The organism is Pseudomonas sp. 14P5.3.2 (assembly GCF_057799175.1).
Map to the genome: position 1 here is coordinate 75,528 of NZ_JBYOKU010000019.1, position 15,670 is coordinate 91,197.

Annotated in this window: 10 protein-coding genes; 4 read left to right on the forward strand and 6 right to left on the reverse strand. The window is 62.4% G+C overall.

All coding sequences use genetic code 11. The features are described 5' to 3' along the window. Window positions 1–168 precede the first annotated feature (168 nt). A complete protein-coding gene (locus AC27VU_RS16980; RefSeq protein WP_488724499.1) occupies window positions 169–2,568 on the forward strand; it encodes an autotransporter family protein in 2,400 nt (799 codons plus the stop codon). Between the two features lie 168 nt (window positions 2,569–2,736). Here AC27VU_RS16980 and AC27VU_RS16985 read toward each other — a convergent pair whose 3' ends face one another. The 4 genes from AC27VU_RS16985 to AC27VU_RS17000 form a co-directional block, all read right to left on the reverse strand. Then, entirely contained in the window at window positions 2,737–4,407 is a 1,671-nt protein-coding gene (locus AC27VU_RS16985) for a ShlB/FhaC/HecB family hemolysin secretion/activation protein (RefSeq protein WP_488724500.1), read from the reverse strand. A gap of 134 nt (window positions 4,408–4,541) precedes the next feature. Then, window positions 4,542–6,179, reverse strand: coding sequence for a collagen-like triple helix repeat-containing protein (locus AC27VU_RS16990; protein WP_488724501.1), 1,638 nt, complete (start codon window positions 6,177–6,179; stop codon window positions 4,542–4,544). A 331-nt stretch (window positions 6,180–6,510) separates the two neighbouring features. Continuing rightward, window positions 6,511–7,365: a MaoC family dehydratase gene (locus AC27VU_RS16995; RefSeq protein WP_488724502.1), complete on the reverse strand. Its 855-nt coding sequence runs from the start codon at window positions 7,363–7,365 to the stop codon at window positions 6,511–6,513. 2 nt (window positions 7,366–7,367) lie between these two features. Beyond that, window positions 7,368–8,720, reverse strand: a complete 1,353-nt coding sequence (locus AC27VU_RS17000; RefSeq protein ID WP_488724503.1) for a 3-oxoacyl-ACP reductase — start codon at window positions 8,718–8,720, stop codon at window positions 7,368–7,370. Window positions 8,721–8,956: 236 nt separating this feature from the next. Here AC27VU_RS17000 and AC27VU_RS17005 point away from each other — a divergent pair, with 236 nt between their 5' ends. From AC27VU_RS17005 to AC27VU_RS17015, 3 genes are all read left to right on the forward strand, one after another. Next, window positions 8,957–10,234: an acetyl-CoA C-acetyltransferase gene (locus AC27VU_RS17005; RefSeq protein ID WP_045122277.1), complete on the forward strand. Its 1,278-nt coding sequence runs from the start codon at window positions 8,957–8,959 to the stop codon at window positions 10,232–10,234. Between the two features lie 323 nt (window positions 10,235–10,557). Further along, window positions 10,558–11,454: a PA4780 family RIO1-like protein kinase gene (locus AC27VU_RS17010; protein ID WP_003221347.1), complete on the forward strand. Its 897-nt coding sequence runs from the start codon at window positions 10,558–10,560 to the stop codon at window positions 11,452–11,454. A 231-nt stretch (window positions 11,455–11,685) separates the two neighbouring features. Continuing rightward, window positions 11,686–12,888 carry an MFS transporter gene (locus tag AC27VU_RS17015; RefSeq protein WP_488724504.1) on the forward strand — a complete coding sequence of 401 codons (1,203 nt, stop codon included), beginning with the start codon at window positions 11,686–11,688 and terminating at the stop codon, window positions 12,886–12,888. Here AC27VU_RS17015 and cueR read toward each other — a convergent pair. Together cueR and AC27VU_RS17025 are read right to left on the reverse strand one after the other, a co-directional pair. Further along, window positions 12,842–13,255, reverse strand: a complete 414-nt coding sequence (gene cueR, locus AC27VU_RS17020) for a Cu(I)-responsive transcriptional regulator (RefSeq protein WP_007962968.1) — start codon at window positions 13,253–13,255, stop codon at window positions 12,842–12,844. The two genes, AC27VU_RS17015 and cueR, sit on opposite strands and share 47 nt — an antisense overlap. Next, window positions 13,252–15,645: a heavy metal translocating P-type ATPase gene (locus tag AC27VU_RS17025; RefSeq protein ID WP_488724505.1), complete on the reverse strand. Its 2,394-nt coding sequence runs from the start codon at window positions 15,643–15,645 to the stop codon at window positions 13,252–13,254. Before AC27VU_RS17025 ends, cueR begins: the two co-directional genes overlap by 4 nt. Between the last annotated feature and the right edge of the window lie 25 nt (window positions 15,646–15,670).

Here is a 15,670-nt window from a genome sequence, read left to right on the forward strand (position 1 = left end):
CCAGCTCTTTGATTATTGGCGCCAATCCTATGACATTTTGATGGTGTCTAAATGATGGCTCCTGTAAATTCCCCCGCGCCTCGCCGGTTCTCTCTGGCTGGCCGGTAGGGATGCCATCATGAATGTGTGAACCCTGCTGAACTGTTTTGTTCTGGAAGGGATTCTCACTTGAATATCGCATGCCTGCGCCGCTCCCTGCTGGCGCTCTCCATCACCGCCGCCACGTTGCACGTCTCCCTCGCAGCAGCGGCCGGCGCCAACCTCAATTACGACTTGAGCGGCGGATCGCTGAACAGCAATCTGCAGAACCTGGGTCTTGTCGATTTGAGCGGCAACGGGATGATCGCTCCCGGCTCACCGGCGACGCTGACCTACGGCGCGCAGTTCGCGGGGCTGAATGCAGACCAGTTGCGTAACAACGGCAACATCCGGATTGACGGTGCCAAATTCGGCGTGGGCATCAGCCTGAACTCTGCCGGTGCGGTGGCGAGCCATATCGCCGGCGCACTGATCAACAACGGCTCCATTGCGATTCACGGGTTGCCTGACGCTGGCACTTCCACTGGTATTTCCGATCTCGGCAGCACGCTGGGCAACTCATTGGTCAATAGCGGCAGCATCGACGTCAGCGGCCAGACTGCCAGCGGCCTGTCGCTGGTACATACCAGCATGACCGGGCTCAGCAACCGAGGCACCATTAGCGCAAGCGGTACCGACGCATTGGGCGTTTTGCTCGACGGCGCGACGCTGAGCCTGTCGGTCAACAACACGGGGACTATCCGTGCAACCGGTGCCAATGCCGAGGCATTGGTATTCGAGGGGGTCAAGTTCAGCGGTCCAGTAGGTGCCAACGCCACCGCACTATGGAACGGCGGAACCATCTCCGGCGAGGATATCGGTGTGCATGTCAGCGACCAGGCCAGTGGCGCCCTGCCTTTCGGCATCTATCAAATGAACGGGTTGATCGAGGGGGGCAAGGCGGCGATCCAGGTCGATGATGGTTATAGCTACTTCAATTTCTATGGCGGTACCGTGCGGGGCGATCTGTTGGGGCTGTCCGGGGTGAAAGTCGATGGCGACGCCATTTTCGACGGCTCAACCATCCGCTCCGGCTACGTCACCATCGAAGAGGGCACGCTGACCCTGATGAAGCCTCACACCACCTTCATCGGCGATTTCGACATGGAAGAGTCGAACTCGGTGCTGGAGATGTACCTGGGCAACGACACCAATCCGGCGCTGCCGGTGCTGAAAGTCACCGGCACCACCGATATTGCCCCGGGCGCGCAATTGCGCCTGCTGGCTCGCTCCAGTGATTTTCGCGTAACCCCCGGCGGTACGCGTTACACCCTGATCAGCTCGGGGAATCTGGTGGGTGGCAACAACCTGAGCGTGACATCGAGCTCCGCGCTGCTGGACGTCAAGAGCTTTGGCGTGGTCGGCAACGACATCACCAGTGTGGTGACGACCAAGTCGAGCGAGGAACTGGCCGAGAACACCCTGGCGGTCGGTGGCAGTGGTAATGCGGCGACGAAGGTGGGGCATGTGTCGGCGCTGCTGGCGCGCCTCGACGAGCAGGATCCGGTATTCCAGGCCTTCGCCAATGCCGGCACCGATGTCGAGCTGGCGCGACTGGGTGAATCCCTCAACCCGGATGTCAGCCGCGGTGTACTTCACGCGGCCACCAACAGCCAGACGCTGGTCTCGGGCGTGATCAGTGATCGCTCCAGTCGCGCGCGCTCAGCCACCGGAACCCCGGAAAAAGGCGTGTGGCTGCAAGCCCTGAGCAGCGATGCCAATCAGGATGAGCGTCGCGGTGTCGCCGGTTATGACGCTGACAGCCACGGGATCGCGGTCGGTGCCGATGGCCAGTTGAATGCCGATACCACGCTGGGTCTGGCCTACAGCTACCTCGATACTGACGTGAAATCCGATCTCGGCAACAAGACCAAGGTCACTGGACATGCGCTGACGTTGTACAGCAACTGGGTGCATGACAACTGGTTCGTCGACTCGTCGCTGATGTACGGCTGGAACGACAACGAATCCAAACGTTATATCGCTGGCACTCAGGCCAAGGCTGATTACGACAGTGACGTATTTGGCGTGAGTGCATTGGCCGGTTACAGCCTGCGGCTGATGCCTGATGTGGTGCTGGAACCCCAGGTCGGCGCACGCTATGCCAATGTGGGCATGGATGCCTATCGCGAGAAGGGCAGCTCGGCGGCGCTCAACGTCGGCAGCCAGCGTTACGAAGTCGGTGAGATGGGCGTCGGTGCACGTCTGGCGGCGGCATTCGATGTCGGCAACGGCAGCCTGGAACCGGAAGCCAAGCTGATGGCCTGGCATGACTTCATCGGTGACAAGGTCAGCACCACTTCGGCCTTCGTGCTAGGTGGTGAGTCGTCCGTCAGCCGCGGTACCACACCGGTGCGTGACAGTTATGAACTGGGCCTGGGCGCCAACTACCGGATGGGCGCGTGGAGCGTCGGCGGTTCTTACAACTATCTGACTTCGAGCGGTTTCGACTCCGACAGCTTTACTGCGAAGGTGCGTTACGCGTTCTGATCCACATCGCGTAAAACCTGTGGGAGCGAGCCTGCTCGCGAGGCGTAGTGTCAGTCGGCAAAAATGCTGGCTGATCCACCGCTTTCGCGAGCAAGCCCGCTCCCACAGGGATGTGCGCTGCAATGTGAGAGCAAGCGGTCTGTCCGCTCATTTGATTGATCTGACTTCCTACAGCTGATAACTGAAGCTGATGCTGTACCTCATCCGGCGGTTGTAGGTGTCCAGTGCTTCATCGGCCATCGGCTTGGCCGCTTCCAGCGCAATGTTGTAGTACTTGGCATCGCCAAAGCGCAGCCCGACCGCCGCCGATGACAGGTCGTTGCTCTGCACCGCCAGTTTGTTGAACCAGGTTTTCGAACGGTCCAGCACCACGTACGGCTGCAGGATGCGCACCCAGTTGCCGTCGCGGTTGAAGCTGTAGTTGACCTCGTAAGCCGCCCCCCAGCCCTTGTCCCCCGACGCCTGATCGTCCGGGTAGCCACGGCCGAAATTCTGCCCGCCGAACACCGCACGCTCACTGTCGGGCAGCGTGTCATCGCTCCAGTACAGCGCCGCCGACAGCACGCCCTGCCAGTTGTCGAAGAACTTGTCGCTCTGTACGCCGGACAGGCGCATCCGGAAAAAGTTGATATCCAGATCCGGGTTATTGGTGTGCGCGCCCATGCCGTCGATGCCCTGGTACAGGCCCGCGCTGAGAATCCGCAGTTGCCGGGCGTCTGACTTGCGCCAGTCACCTTCGATGGCGACGGCGCGGATGTTGGTGCGTTCTTCGACACTCAAGGGGTAGCCGACGACGTTATAGCGGGTGGTGTCGTCGACCGCATAAAGCCTTGCGCCGGCGCTGAGCAACTCGTTGGGCGAAGCGATGATCGGGTGACTGAAACCGATAGAGTAGCGATCGTCTTCCTGATGCGGCTTGAGTTCCAGACCGTTATCCAGTTGCACGTTGGTGCCCGGGTCGGCGCGGTAGCGCGAAGCGAACAGGCTCAGTTGTGTGCCCTCTGCATTGAGGAACTGGTTGTAGTCCAGGCGATAGTAATGCTCTGCGTCGTGCCCTGGCGGAAACAGGCCGCTGAGGGTCAGCTGTTCGCCCATGGCCGTTTGCGAGTTGCTGCTCACGCCGAGCAATGCCTGAGTGCCGTTACGATTGTCTTCGGTGGTGCTCAGGGTGCTGGTGAACGGTTTGCGACTGGCCTGGGCGACCAGGGTCGTGGCACCGTCGGTGGTGCCGGGCGGAGGCACCTGGGCCTGTACCGTCACTCCGGGAATGCGGGTCATCAGTGTGGTATAGCGCTCGAAGGTCTTGCGGGTCAGCGGCCGTTCGGCCTGGATCTTCGCCGCCAGTTTATCGAGCAGGCCTTTGACCCGGCCGACGTCGCCCTGCATCTGGATATCCCTGACGTAGCCTTCCACCAACACCACCCGCGCTACCCCGTCGTCGAACTTTTGTTGAGGCAAGAACGCGTAGGACAGCAGATAACCGTCCTGTTGGTAGCGGCGGGTGATGTTGCGGGTGGCTTCGATCAGGTCGGCAAGGCTGGTCTGGTGACCGATCAGGGGTTTGTAGATTTCGGCCAGTTCGCCGAGTGGATAGATCGTCCCGCCTTCAATCTGCACCGTCTTCAGGGTGATTCTGGTTTCCATCATCAGCGGCTGGGCACTGGCCGCGCCGGGTTCCGGCACTTGCACCGGGGTGGTGGCCGGGCGATAGGCATCGGCCGGCAGATTCGGCACGGGCAGATTGCGAATGGTTTCGTTGCTGTTGAGAAAGCTGGGCAGGGTGTCGGCGAAAGCGGCGGAACTGAGGCTGAGGAACAGCAGGGATGCCATTACGCGCATAGGACACTCCGTGGTCAGGTCGCAGCACAGGGCTGTTTTTTTCCTAAGAAAAAAGCGGAAGATTCGTGGGAATCTTCCGCCCTCAACCAAGCGTAGGCGCTGTAGGTGAGGCCGTCGAATCGGCCAGGTGCAATTTAGCGTTTGTTGCCTCCAAGAGCGCCGGTCAGGCCACCGAGTACGCCACCCAGGCCACCGGTTGCGGTGCCTCCAGTGGTGGTGCCGCCGCTGACCAGTCCGCCGACCGCACCAACGGTAGCGCCGACGTTACTGACGAGACCGCCGACTGCGGTGCCTACCGGATTATTCGTTGCGGCGATTGCACCGCCCAGACCACTGACCGCGCCACCTACCTGATTGGTCAGGCCGGCAACCGGGCTGCCGAGGCCGGTCGCGGCGCCGACTTGTTGGGTCAGGCCGGAGACTGCTGTGGTAACCGGGTTGAGTGCGGCGCCGACGTTGCTGCCCAGTGCTGCCAGTGGCGCTGTGGTGCTGGTTATCGGTGTACCGGAACCACCCAGAACGGTATTGAGCGAGGCGATTACGTTGCCCGCCGATGCGCCGGCCACGCCGCCTGCGCTCACCAGACCATTGTTGTTGCCTGCGTTCAAGCCTGTGCCGACGTTGACCACTGCACCGCCAACGGTTTGCAGCAGGCCGGTACCGCCGAGGCCTCCGCCAAGTCCCCCGCCAAGACCGCCACCCGTGCTTCCACCGGTGCTTGTGCCGCTGCTGACCAGGCCGCCAGCCGTGCTGACCGTGGTGCCGACGTTGCTCAGTGCGCCGCCGAGGGTGTTGGTCACGGGATTGCCATTGCCAGTGCCGGTGACCTGTGTACCCAGCCCGTTTACGGCGCCGCCGACTTGTTGCAGGACACCGTTAAGCGGTGTGCCCAGCCCGGTCGTGTCACCGATTTTGTCGGTGGTGCTTTCAACCATGGCGATCACCGGCACCAGTCCGTTGCCGACACTCTTGGTCACTGAACCGAGTGGGCCGGTCGTTGTTGCCGTGCTGAGGGTGTCACCGAGCATGGTGACTTTTTCGCCAACGCCGTTGAGTACCGGTGCGACTTTGGTGACCACGCCACCCACCACCGGAACGCTGCTGGTCGCCGTGGCGAGTTTCCCGCTCAGATCAGAGACGCCGTTGCCGACATCGGTGACCACGCCGCCGACCGAGGAAGCGGTCACACCGAGCCCATTGTCGACTGTTCCCAGCTTGCCGATGCCGTTGGTCAAGCCATTACCCAATGTGCTGACTACGTTGCCGGCGGTGTTGGCTGCGCTTTGTACGACGCCACCGACGACAGGAACAGTGCCCAGGGAGTCGCCGATCTGGCCGACGCCATCGCCGACGCCGGCGACGGTTTTGCCGACATCCTGCACTAGCGAGTTGGTCACTACCGGAGTGGTGGTCGGGGTAGTTGGGGTAGTCGGGCCAGTTGGACCCGTGGGGCCGGTGGGGCCTGTCGGGCCAGTTGGCCCTGTAGGTCCGGTCGGCCCGGTCGGCCCGACCGGACCGGTAATCACTGTCGTGCCGCCAGTTCCACCGGTGCCGCCGGTTCCGGAAGTACCGCCCGTGCCGCCAGTACCGCTCGTGCCATCTGTACCGGAGCTGCCCGAAGACCCGGACGTTCCTGCCGTACCACTGGCTGGAGACGAACTGCCGGAACTGCTGTGATGCCCGCCACCGCCACTGCTGCAACCAGCGAGGCCGAGGGAGAAGATCAATGCCAAAGCGATTGCTGATTTGGACCACGCAAATTGAGTTTTCATGATTGAGTTCCTTGCACCTGTCACAACGTTCGTTGTATTCGATGGCCCGCCGGTTCTAGCGCCGGCAATGCCTCCGTCCGTTGTGCTCATATCAATCGCGCGACTGGATCCTCGCCATTCTCAAGTTGGTATTAACGCCTTTATATACATAGCGGTGTACAGGACCTAAGGACTAATACCCAAGGTATAAACGGGCAAAAAAAAGCCTTGAGAATCAAGGCTTGGTGCGTTGCCGGAAAAGGGCTCGTGCGGGTGAAAACTTAAGTGATATATACACAATTTACAGGCTTGGCCGGCCTTGAAGAGGGAGACAAAGCCCCCTCTTCAGCGATCAGGCAATCGGCTGCCACTGACCGACCATGTGCTCCAGGTCGCCTGCACCGATCAAACGCAGTTCACCGCTGGAGCCTGCTGCACTCGCCAGCAAAGTCACCTCACTGGGTAAACGCACCGGTTTGTGAAAAAACACGCTGACCTCAAGGTTGGCCTTGGGCAGGTGATCACTCAGCGCTGCGAGCGTACGGGCCTTGTTCCACAAACCGTGAGCGATAGCCGTGGGGAAGCCGAAGAGCTTGGCACTGGCGGCGCTCAGGTGAATCGGGTTGTAGTCGCCCGAGACTTTGGCGTATTGCCGACCGATATCGGCCGGTGCTTTCCACTGCGCAACCTGCGTCAGGATCTGCGTGGGTTCCCAACGTTGCTCGACGGGTTCGCCGTCGAGTTTCACGCCGCGACAGAGCATCTGGCTTTCCGCCTCCCACAGCGGCCCGAGTTGATCATCGAGAGTGGTCAGCACATCGAAGGTCGCGCCTTTGGGATGCGGCTGCAGGTTGTGCACCCGCACACTGACTTGCGCGCGACTGATCCCGCCCATCGGCCGCAGCACGCGAATGCGGTTGCTCAGGTGAATCAGCCCCAGCAGCGGGAATGGAAACTCCTTCGCCGTGAGCAATTGCATCTGCAGGGCGAACGCGAGGATGTGTGGATAAGTCGGCGGCAGCAGTCCGTCATCGGTAAATCCACAGACCTTGCGATAGTCCGCCAGCCGCTTGCGGTCGATGTCGATCCAACAGCGTAAACCGCTGTCGGGCAGGGTGGTGCCGGTGATCTTGCGTCGTGTAGCGGCCCGCGCATACAGGCCGGGCAGACTCGGTTCGCGATCCAGCGTGTGCCATTCGATGCTCATGCCTAGGCCCCCAGAACACTTTGTCCACAGACCCGCAGCGCCTGCCCGGTGAACGCGCCGGTGCCCGGTTGCGCCAGCCACGCGACCGCTTCGGCGACGTCCTGCGGCAAACCGCCCTGGCCCAGCGAACTCATGCGCCGCCCGGCTTCGCGCAAGGCGAACGGAATGTGCGCGGTCATCTGGGTTTCGATGAAGCCCGGGGCCACGGCGTTGATGCTGATGCCGCGTTCGTGCAGCGTTGGCGCCCAGGCCTGCGCCAGACCGATGAGGCCGGCCTTGCTCGCGGCGTAGTTGGTCTGTCCGCGATTGCCGGCGATGCCGCTGATCGAGGCCAGCAGAATCACCCGCGCATTGTCGTGCAGGGTGCCGCTGTCGAGCAGCGCCTTGGTCAGCACTTGCGGGGCATTGAGGTTGACCGCCAGCACCGCGTCCCAGAATTCCGGGGTCATGTTGGCCAAGGTCTTGTCGCGCGTGATCCCGGCGTTGTGCACCAGAATGTCGAGGCCGTCCGGCAGTTGTTCGATCAGTTGCGCGGCGGCATCTTCGGCGCAGATATCAAGGGTGATCGCCCGGCCGCCAAGACGTGCGGCGAGGGCTTCCAGATCAGTCTTGGCGGGGGGGACGTCGAGCAGAATCACCTCGGCGCCATCGCGGGCGAGTGTTTCGGCGATTGATGCGCCGATCCCGCGTGCCGCGCCGGTGACCAGTGCCCTGCGTCCGGCCAATGGCCGGGTCCAATCGGTGACCGGCGTGGCACACGGGCTCAGGCGAATCACCTGCCCGGAGACAAAGGCACTTTTCGGCGAAAGGAAAAACCGCAGCGGGCCTTCCAGTTGATCTTCGGCACCCTCACCGACATAGATCAGTTGCAGCGTGCCGCCACTGCGCAGCTCCTTGGCCAGCGAGCGTGAAAAACCTTCGAGCGCCCGTTGCGCACTGGAGGCGAAGGGCTCGCGCAGGGTTTCCGGGGCGCGGCCGAGAATCACCAGATGTGCGCTGCTGTCGAGATTTTTCATCAGCGGCTGGAAGAACTCGCGCAGCTGTTTGAGCTGGTCGGTGTGCTGCAGATCGCTGGCGTCGAATACCACGGCCTTGAGTTTCGGCCCGTGCCCGGGAATCCACACGGTGGCCAGCGACGGTTCGGTGCCATAGCTGTAGATCGCATCGGTCAGGCGGTTGGCAAACGCATTGACCCGCTCGGCCAGCGGCCCGCCGCCGATCAGCAGCGCACCGTCCACCGGCCGCAGGCGTCCGGCCTGCCAGCGTTCCAGCCGCACCGGCGACGGCAGGCCCAAAGCCCCGACCAGACGGTGGCCGATGGATGAGTTGGCGAAGTCGATATAGCGGTCAGACATGGAACGCTCTCCAAAAGTTGGGGTTCAAAGTGTGGACTACCAACGGCAATCAATCGTTCGATCCACACAATAAGGCCTACGCTAGAACAGCAGAGTAGACCACCGTCCCTGTGGGAGCTGGCTTGCCAGCGATGGCGGAGTGTCAGCCACTGGAAATGCTGGATGTGCCGGCCCTATCGCTGGCAAGCCAGCTCCCACAGGGATTTCCATGAATTCGGATCAACAAGGAGCTTTTCATGAGTCAGCTGCGCCGCGTCGCCATCATCGGTGGTAACCGTATCCCTTTCGCCCGCTCCAACGGGCCGTACGCCACTGCCAGCAATCAGGTGATGCTCACCGCCGCGCTTGAAGGCCTGATCGAACGCTATAACCTGCACGGCCTGCGGATTGGCGAAGTGGTGGCGGGTGCGGTGCTTAAATTGTCACGGGATATGAATCTGACCCGCGAATGCGTGCTCGGCTCGCGGCTGTCACCGGCCACTCCGGCCTATGACATCCAGCAAGCCTGCGGCACCGGGCTGGAAGCTGCGCTGCTGGTGGCCAACAAAATCGCCCTCGGCCAGATTGACTGCGGCATTGCCGGTGGCGTCGACACCACCTCGGACGCGCCGATCAGCGTCAGCGAAGGCCTGCGCAAAATCCTCCTGCAGGCCAACCGCGCCAAGACCACCGGCGACAAGCTGAAAACCTTTCTGCAACTGCGACCACGGCACCTGATCCCGGAATTTCCGCGTAATGGCGAGCCACGCACCGGCCTGTCGATGGGCCAGCACTGCGAACTGATGGCGCAGACCTGGAACATTCCCCGTGAAGAACAGGATCAACTGGCCCTCGAAAGCCATCACAAACTCGCCGCGTCCTACAGCGAAGGCTGGCACAACGATCTGATGACGCCGTTTCTCGGCCTGACCCGTGACAACAACCTGCGCCCGGACCTGACCCTGGAAAAACTCGCCACGCTCAAACCCGCTTTCGAAAAAAGCGCCAAGGGCACGCTGACGGCAGGCAACTCCACGCCACTCACCGACGGCGCCTCAGTGGTGCTGCTGGGCAGCGAGGAATGGGCGAAAGAACGTGGTTTGCCGATCCTCGCGTATCTGCGCGATGGCGAAGCGGCGGCGGTGGATTTCGTCAACGGCGCCGAAGGTCTGTTGATGGCGCCGGTGTATGCAGTGCCGCGCTTGCTGGCGCGTAATGGGCTGACCTTGCAGGATTTCGATTACTACGAAATTCATGAAGCATTCGCTGCGCAGGTGCTGTGTACGCTCAAGGCCTGGGAAGATCCCGAATACTGCAAGACGCGCCTGGGGCTGGACGCGCCGCTGGGCTCGATCGACCGCAGTCGATTGAATGTGAAAGGCAGCTCGCTGGCGGCGGGGCATCCATTTGCCGCGACCGGCGGGCGAATTGTCGCGAACCTGGCGAAACTGCTGGATGCAGCAGGCAAGGGCAGGGGGCTGGTCTCGATCTGTGCTGCTGGCGGCCAGGGCGTCACCGCAATTATCGAACGCTGAGCGCAATCCCCCTGTGGGAGCGGGCTTGCTCGCGAAGGGGTCGTGTCAGGCGCCGTCATTGTGTCTGACAGACCGCTTTCGCGAGTAAGCCCGCTCCCACAGGGGAAATGAATGCCAATGTCAGATTCTGTCGCAAATGCCCTCGACGCCGATTACCAACATTTCAAACCGGCTCAGCTATGATCGGCAAAGCTCGATTATTTCGGCACAGTGTGTGCATCCATAGGGTTCACAGGTCGGCACCCCCTCCCCGTAGCGCGAGGATTGCCGTATAACGAGTGACATTCGCGTGTTTGGTAATAAAGGACCCACAATAAAAGCTGATGAAGACTCCAAAACGCATTGAACCCCTGATCGAAGACGGTCTGGTCGACGAAGTGCTGCGCCCACTCATGAGTGGTAAAGAAGCAGCTGTTTATGTGGTGCGCTGCGGTAACCAGTTACGTTGCGCGAAGGTCTACAAGGAGGCGAACAAACGCAGTTTCCGCCAGGCAGCCGAGTATCAGGAAGGTCGCAAGGTGCGTAACAGCCGGCAGGCCCGGGCGATGGCCAAGGGCTCGAAATTCGGTCGCAAAGAGACCGAAGACGCCTGGCAGAACGCCGAAGTCGCGGCGCTGTTCCGTCTGGCCGGTGCCGGTGTGCGAGTGCCCAAGCCATACGACTTTCTTGATGGCGTGCTGCTGATGGAACTGGTGGCCGACGAGTATGGTGATGCCGCGCCGCGTCTGAACGACGTGGTGCTGGAGCCGGATCAGGCCCGCGAGTATCACGCGTTCCTGATCTCGCAGATCGTGCTGATGTTGTGTACCGGTCTGGTGCACGGTGACCTCTCGGAGTTCAACGTGCTGCTGACCCCGACCGGCCCGGTGATCATCGACCTGCCGCAGGCGGTGGATGCCGCCGGTAACAACCACGCGTTCAGCATGCTCGAACGGGATGTGGGCAACATGGCGTCGTACTTCGGGCGCTTTGCCCCGGAGCTGAAGCAGACCCGCTACGCGAAGGAAATGTGGGCGTTGTACGAAGCCGGCACCTTGCACCCCAACAGCGTGCTGACCGGTGAGTTCGACGATCCGGAAGATCTGGCCGACGTTGGCGGTGTGTTGCGCGAGATCGAAGCGGCGCGTCTCGACGAAGAGCGCAAGCAGGCGATCCGTGCGGCGGATGACGAGCCCAAGGGCAAGTCCGACGAACCACCGCCGCCACCGTGGATGCAATAAGCGCTTGAACAGAAACCCGGCTTCGGCCGGGTTTTTTGTGTTTGCTTTCATTACCAAATCCGCCGCTGATCCCCTGTGGGAGCGGGCTTGCTCGCGAAGGCGGTCTGTCAGCCAACAAGGATGGCAGCTGATACGGCCCCTTCGCGAGCAAGCCCGCTCCTACAGGGTTTTGTGGTGTTCCTGGAATGTGTGTGGGAATCTTGTCGCCCCTCGCACACTCAAGGATTGAATGTGAACGCTCGCCTCATCATCACCGCCCGGCTGATCTCCGACTTCGGCGCCTTTCTCAACATGGTCGCGCTGGCGACCTATGTCTACCTGCTGAGCAACAGCGCCATGAGCGTCGGGATCTTTCTCGCCAGCCGGGTTGGCGGGGGGATTTTTGCCAGTCTGATCGGTACGCGCTTCTATCGGCGCTGGAGTGGCCGGGTGCCGCTGATCGCCTTCGATCTGCTGCGCGCGACGCTGCTTGGCCTGCTGTTGATCCTGCCGCTGAGCCAGCAGGCGTTGCTGTTGCCGGTGATCGCCTTCGGCCTGGGTTTTGGCAATTCGATGTTCGCCATCGGCCTCAACAGCCAGTTGCCGAAGCTGATCGACCCGGCGCAGCTACTGAAAACCAATGCCTGGATCACCTCGGCGTCATCCGCAGCGATGGTCGGCGGCAGTCTGGTCTCCGGCTTGCTGGTGGCGGCATTTGGTTTCGCAACGGTGTTTGCGCTCAACGCACTGACCTATGTGCTGGCGGCGTTGTTGATTGCGCCGTTGCGCTTCGCCGCTGCAGAAGTCAGCGAGCAAGCAACCAGCGAACGCGGCGAATGGTCAGCTCTGAAACAAGGCCTGCGCAGCGCTCCGGTGATCGCCGCGATGCTTGCCGTGACCATGGCCGACACCTTGGGCAGTGCCGCGCACAACGTCGGATTCCCGATCATCTCCAAACTGCTGACCCCTGATTCGGCCAGCACCACGCTGGGCCTGATGCTGGCGGTGTGGGCCAGCGGAAAACTGCTCGGCGCACGGATTGCCAGTCGCCTCAAAGGCACGGATAGCCGTGATTTGGAGCGACGGTATTTCTTTGGCGTGGCGTTGATGTCCTGCGGTTTTATCCTGATGTTCCAGCAGCACAGCCTTTACGGTCTGCTGCTGTTTTCGCTGCCGGCGGGGCTGGGGGACGGTTTCTCCGAAGTCAGCCTGATGTCGCGTCTGCAGCGTGAACCGGAGCATTTTCGCCTGCCGATTTTCAGTTTTCTGACCTTGCTGCAAATGACCGGGTTCGGCGTCGGCATGCTGGTTGCCGCGCCGTTTTACGGCTGGTGGACGCCGGGTGCCGTGGTCATGCTGTTCCACGGCATCCCGCTGGGTACGCTGTTGACCGTGAAGCTGCTGGCGCTCAGGCGCGGGCGGGTTGCGCGCAGCAGCCCGACGCCAGTTCCTTGAGGATCGGGCAGTCGGGGCGATGGTCGCCATTGCAGTGCTCGACCAGGTCCTGCAGGGTGTCGCGCAACTCGCCGAGCTCGCGGATCTTCTGGTTCAGCTCGTCGATGTGCTGACGCGCCAGGGCCTTCACATCGGCGCTGGCGCGTTGCCGGTCCTGCCACAGGGTCAGCAGCTTGCCGACTTCCTCCAGAGAAAATCCCAGATCCCGCGAGCGCTTGATGAACGCCAGCGTGTGCAGGTCATCATCGCTGTAGACCCGGTAGCCGCTGTCGGTGCGATGGGCAGCCTTGAGCAGGCCGATCGACTCGTAATAGCGGATCATCTTTGCGCTCAGGCCACTGTGCCGGGCCGCTTGGCCGATGTTCATCGCTGTTCCTCCAGATCCTTCGGTTTCCAGGTTTTCAACAGTAGCGCATTGCTCACCACGCTGACGCTCGACAATGCCATCGCCGCGCCGGCCAGCACCGGGTTGAGGAAGCCGAACGCCGCCAGCGGAATGCCGATCAGGTTGTAGACGAAGGCCCAGAACAGGTTCTGGCGGATCTTCGCGTAGGTCTTGCGGCTGATCTCCAGCGCCGCCGGCACCAGCCGTGGATCGCCGCGCATCAAGGTGATGCCGGCGGCATGCATCGCCACGTCGGTGCCGCCGCCCATGGCGATGCCGATGTCGGCCGCCGCCAGTGCAGGGGCGTCGTTGATGCCGTCGCCGACCATCGCCACCACCCCGGTTTTCTTCAGTTCGGCGACGGTCGCGGCTTTGTCGGCGGGGAGCACTTCGGCGTGAACATTTTCAATGCCCAGCGCCTCGGCCACCACGCGCGCGCTGCCACTGTTGTCGCCAGTCAGCAGATGACTGTGGATCCCTCGGGCGGCCAATTGCTGTACCGCTTGCAGTGCGCCGGGCTTGAGCGTGTCACCGAAGGCGAACAACCCAAGCACCCGCGCTTCTGGGCTTTGCTCGATCAGCCACGACAAGGTCCGGCCTTGGCTTTCCCAGGCCTTGGCGGACTCGGCGAGGTGGCCGGCGCTCAAGCCGCTTTCTTCCAGCAAGCGCCGATTGCCCAGCGCCAGGCGCCGACCGGCAAGCGTGCCGGCGATGCCGCGCCCGGTCAGGGACTGGCTGTCGCTGACATCCGGCACCTGCAAGCCGCGCTCGGCGGCAGCGTCCAGCACGGCTTTGGCCAGCGGGTGCTCACTGCCGCGTTGCAGGGCACCAGCCAGTGTCAGCAGGTTATTTTCATCGCCATCCAGCGCACTGAAATGCGCGATGCGCGGGGTGCCGGAAGTCAGCGTGCCGGTCTTGTCGAAGACCACGTTGTCGACTTCATGGGCACGTTCCAGCGCTTCGGCGTCCTTGATCAGAATGCCGTGACGCGCAGCCACACCCGTGCCGGCCATGATCGCCGTCGGGGTGGCGAGGCCGAGGGCGCACGGACAGGCAATCACCAGCACAGCGACCGCGTTGATCAATGCGGTTTCCATGGGCGCGCCGTACAGCCACCAGCCGATCAGTGTCGCCAAAGCGATCAGCAACACGGTGGGCACGAACACCTGACTGACTTTATCCACCAGTTTCTGGATCGGCGCTTTCGCCGCTTGAGCGTCCTCGACCAGACGGATGATCCGCGCCAGCACACTTTCCGCACCGAGGGCGGTGGTGCGCACCAGCAGTCGACCTTCACCGTTGATCGCACCGCCGGTGACCTGGTCGCCCGGCTGTTTTGGCACCGGCAGGCTTTCGCCGCTGATCAGCGCTTCGTCCGCGTGGCTCTGGCCTTCGAGCACTTCGCCGTCGACCGGGAAACGTTCGCCGGGTTTGACCAGCACCTGATCATTCAGGCGCAGAGCGCTGATCGCCACGTCTTGCTCGCGACCGTCAATGACCTGAATCGCCCGTTCCGGACGCAAGGCTTCGAGGGCGCGGATGGCGCTGGCGGTCTGGCGTTTGGCGCGGCTTTCCAGGTATTTGCCGAGGAGCACCAGGGCGATCACCACCGCCGAGGCTTCGAAATACAGATGCGGCATGCGCCCGGCGGCGGTGGCCCATTCGTACAGGCTCAAGCCATAACCGGCGCTGGTGCCGAGGGCGACCAGCAAGTCCATGTTACCGGCCCCGGCGCGCACGGCTTTCCACGCGGCCACGTAAAACCGCGCACCGAAAATGAATTGCACCGGGGTGGCGAGGGCGAATTGCGCCCAGGCCGGGAGCATCCAGTGGATGCCGAACGGTTGTAGCAACATCGGCAGCACCAGCGGCAAGGCCAGGGCGATGGCGCAGATCAGTGCCCAGCGTTCATGTTGCAGGCGCTGTTGCTGGTTATCGGTAGTGGGGTGATCGGCTTGCCAGACGCTGGCCGAGTAGCCGGCCTTGCTCACCGCGTCGAGCAGCGATTGCGGGTCGACCTGACCGAGCAATTCGAGGTGTGCGCGTTCGTTGGCGAGGTTGACGCTGACGCTCTTCACCCCGGGGACTTTGTTCAGGGCGCGTTCGACGCGACCGACGCACGAGGCGCAGGTCATGCCGTCGATGCTCAATTCCATGGTCTGCTGCGGCACGCTGTAACCGGCGCGCTGCACCGCCTCCATCAACGCCGGCAAGCTGCCACCCGGTGCCTGGACGCGAGCCTGTTCGGTGGCGAGATTGACGCTGACGCCACTGGCGCCGCTGACTTTGCGCAACGCCCGCTCGACACGCCCGGCGCAACTGGCGCAGGTCATGCCGGCAATCGGCAGATCGAAGGTGATGGAATCGGACATCGGTCTTACTCCCTGTAGAAGATGC

Coding starts and splice junctions, on each gene's coding strand:
- AC27VU_RS16995 (WP_488724502.1), bottom strand. CDS start 7,365: ATGAGCATCGAATGGCACACGCTGGATCGCGAACCGAGTCTGCCCGGC.
- AC27VU_RS17025 (WP_488724505.1), bottom strand. CDS start 15,645: ATGTCCGATTCCATCACCTTCGATCTGCCGATTGCCGGCATGACCTGC.
- AC27VU_RS16990 (WP_488724501.1), bottom strand. CDS start 6,179: ATGAAAACTCAATTTGCGTGGTCCAAATCAGCAATCGCTTTGGCATTG.
- AC27VU_RS16985 (WP_488724500.1), bottom strand. CDS start 4,407: ATGCGCGTAATGGCATCCCTGCTGTTCCTCAGCCTCAGTTCCGCCGCT.
- AC27VU_RS17010 (WP_003221347.1), top strand. CDS start 10,558: ATGAAGACTCCAAAACGCATTGAACCCCTGATCGAAGACGGTCTGGTC.
- AC27VU_RS17000 (WP_488724503.1), bottom strand. CDS start 8,720: ATGTCTGACCGCTATATCGACTTCGCCAACTCATCCATCGGCCACCGT.
- cueR (WP_007962968.1), bottom strand. CDS start 13,255: ATGAACATCGGCCAAGCGGCCCGGCACAGTGGCCTGAGCGCAAAGATG.
- AC27VU_RS17005 (WP_045122277.1), top strand. CDS start 8,957: ATGAGTCAGCTGCGCCGCGTCGCCATCATCGGTGGTAACCGTATCCCT.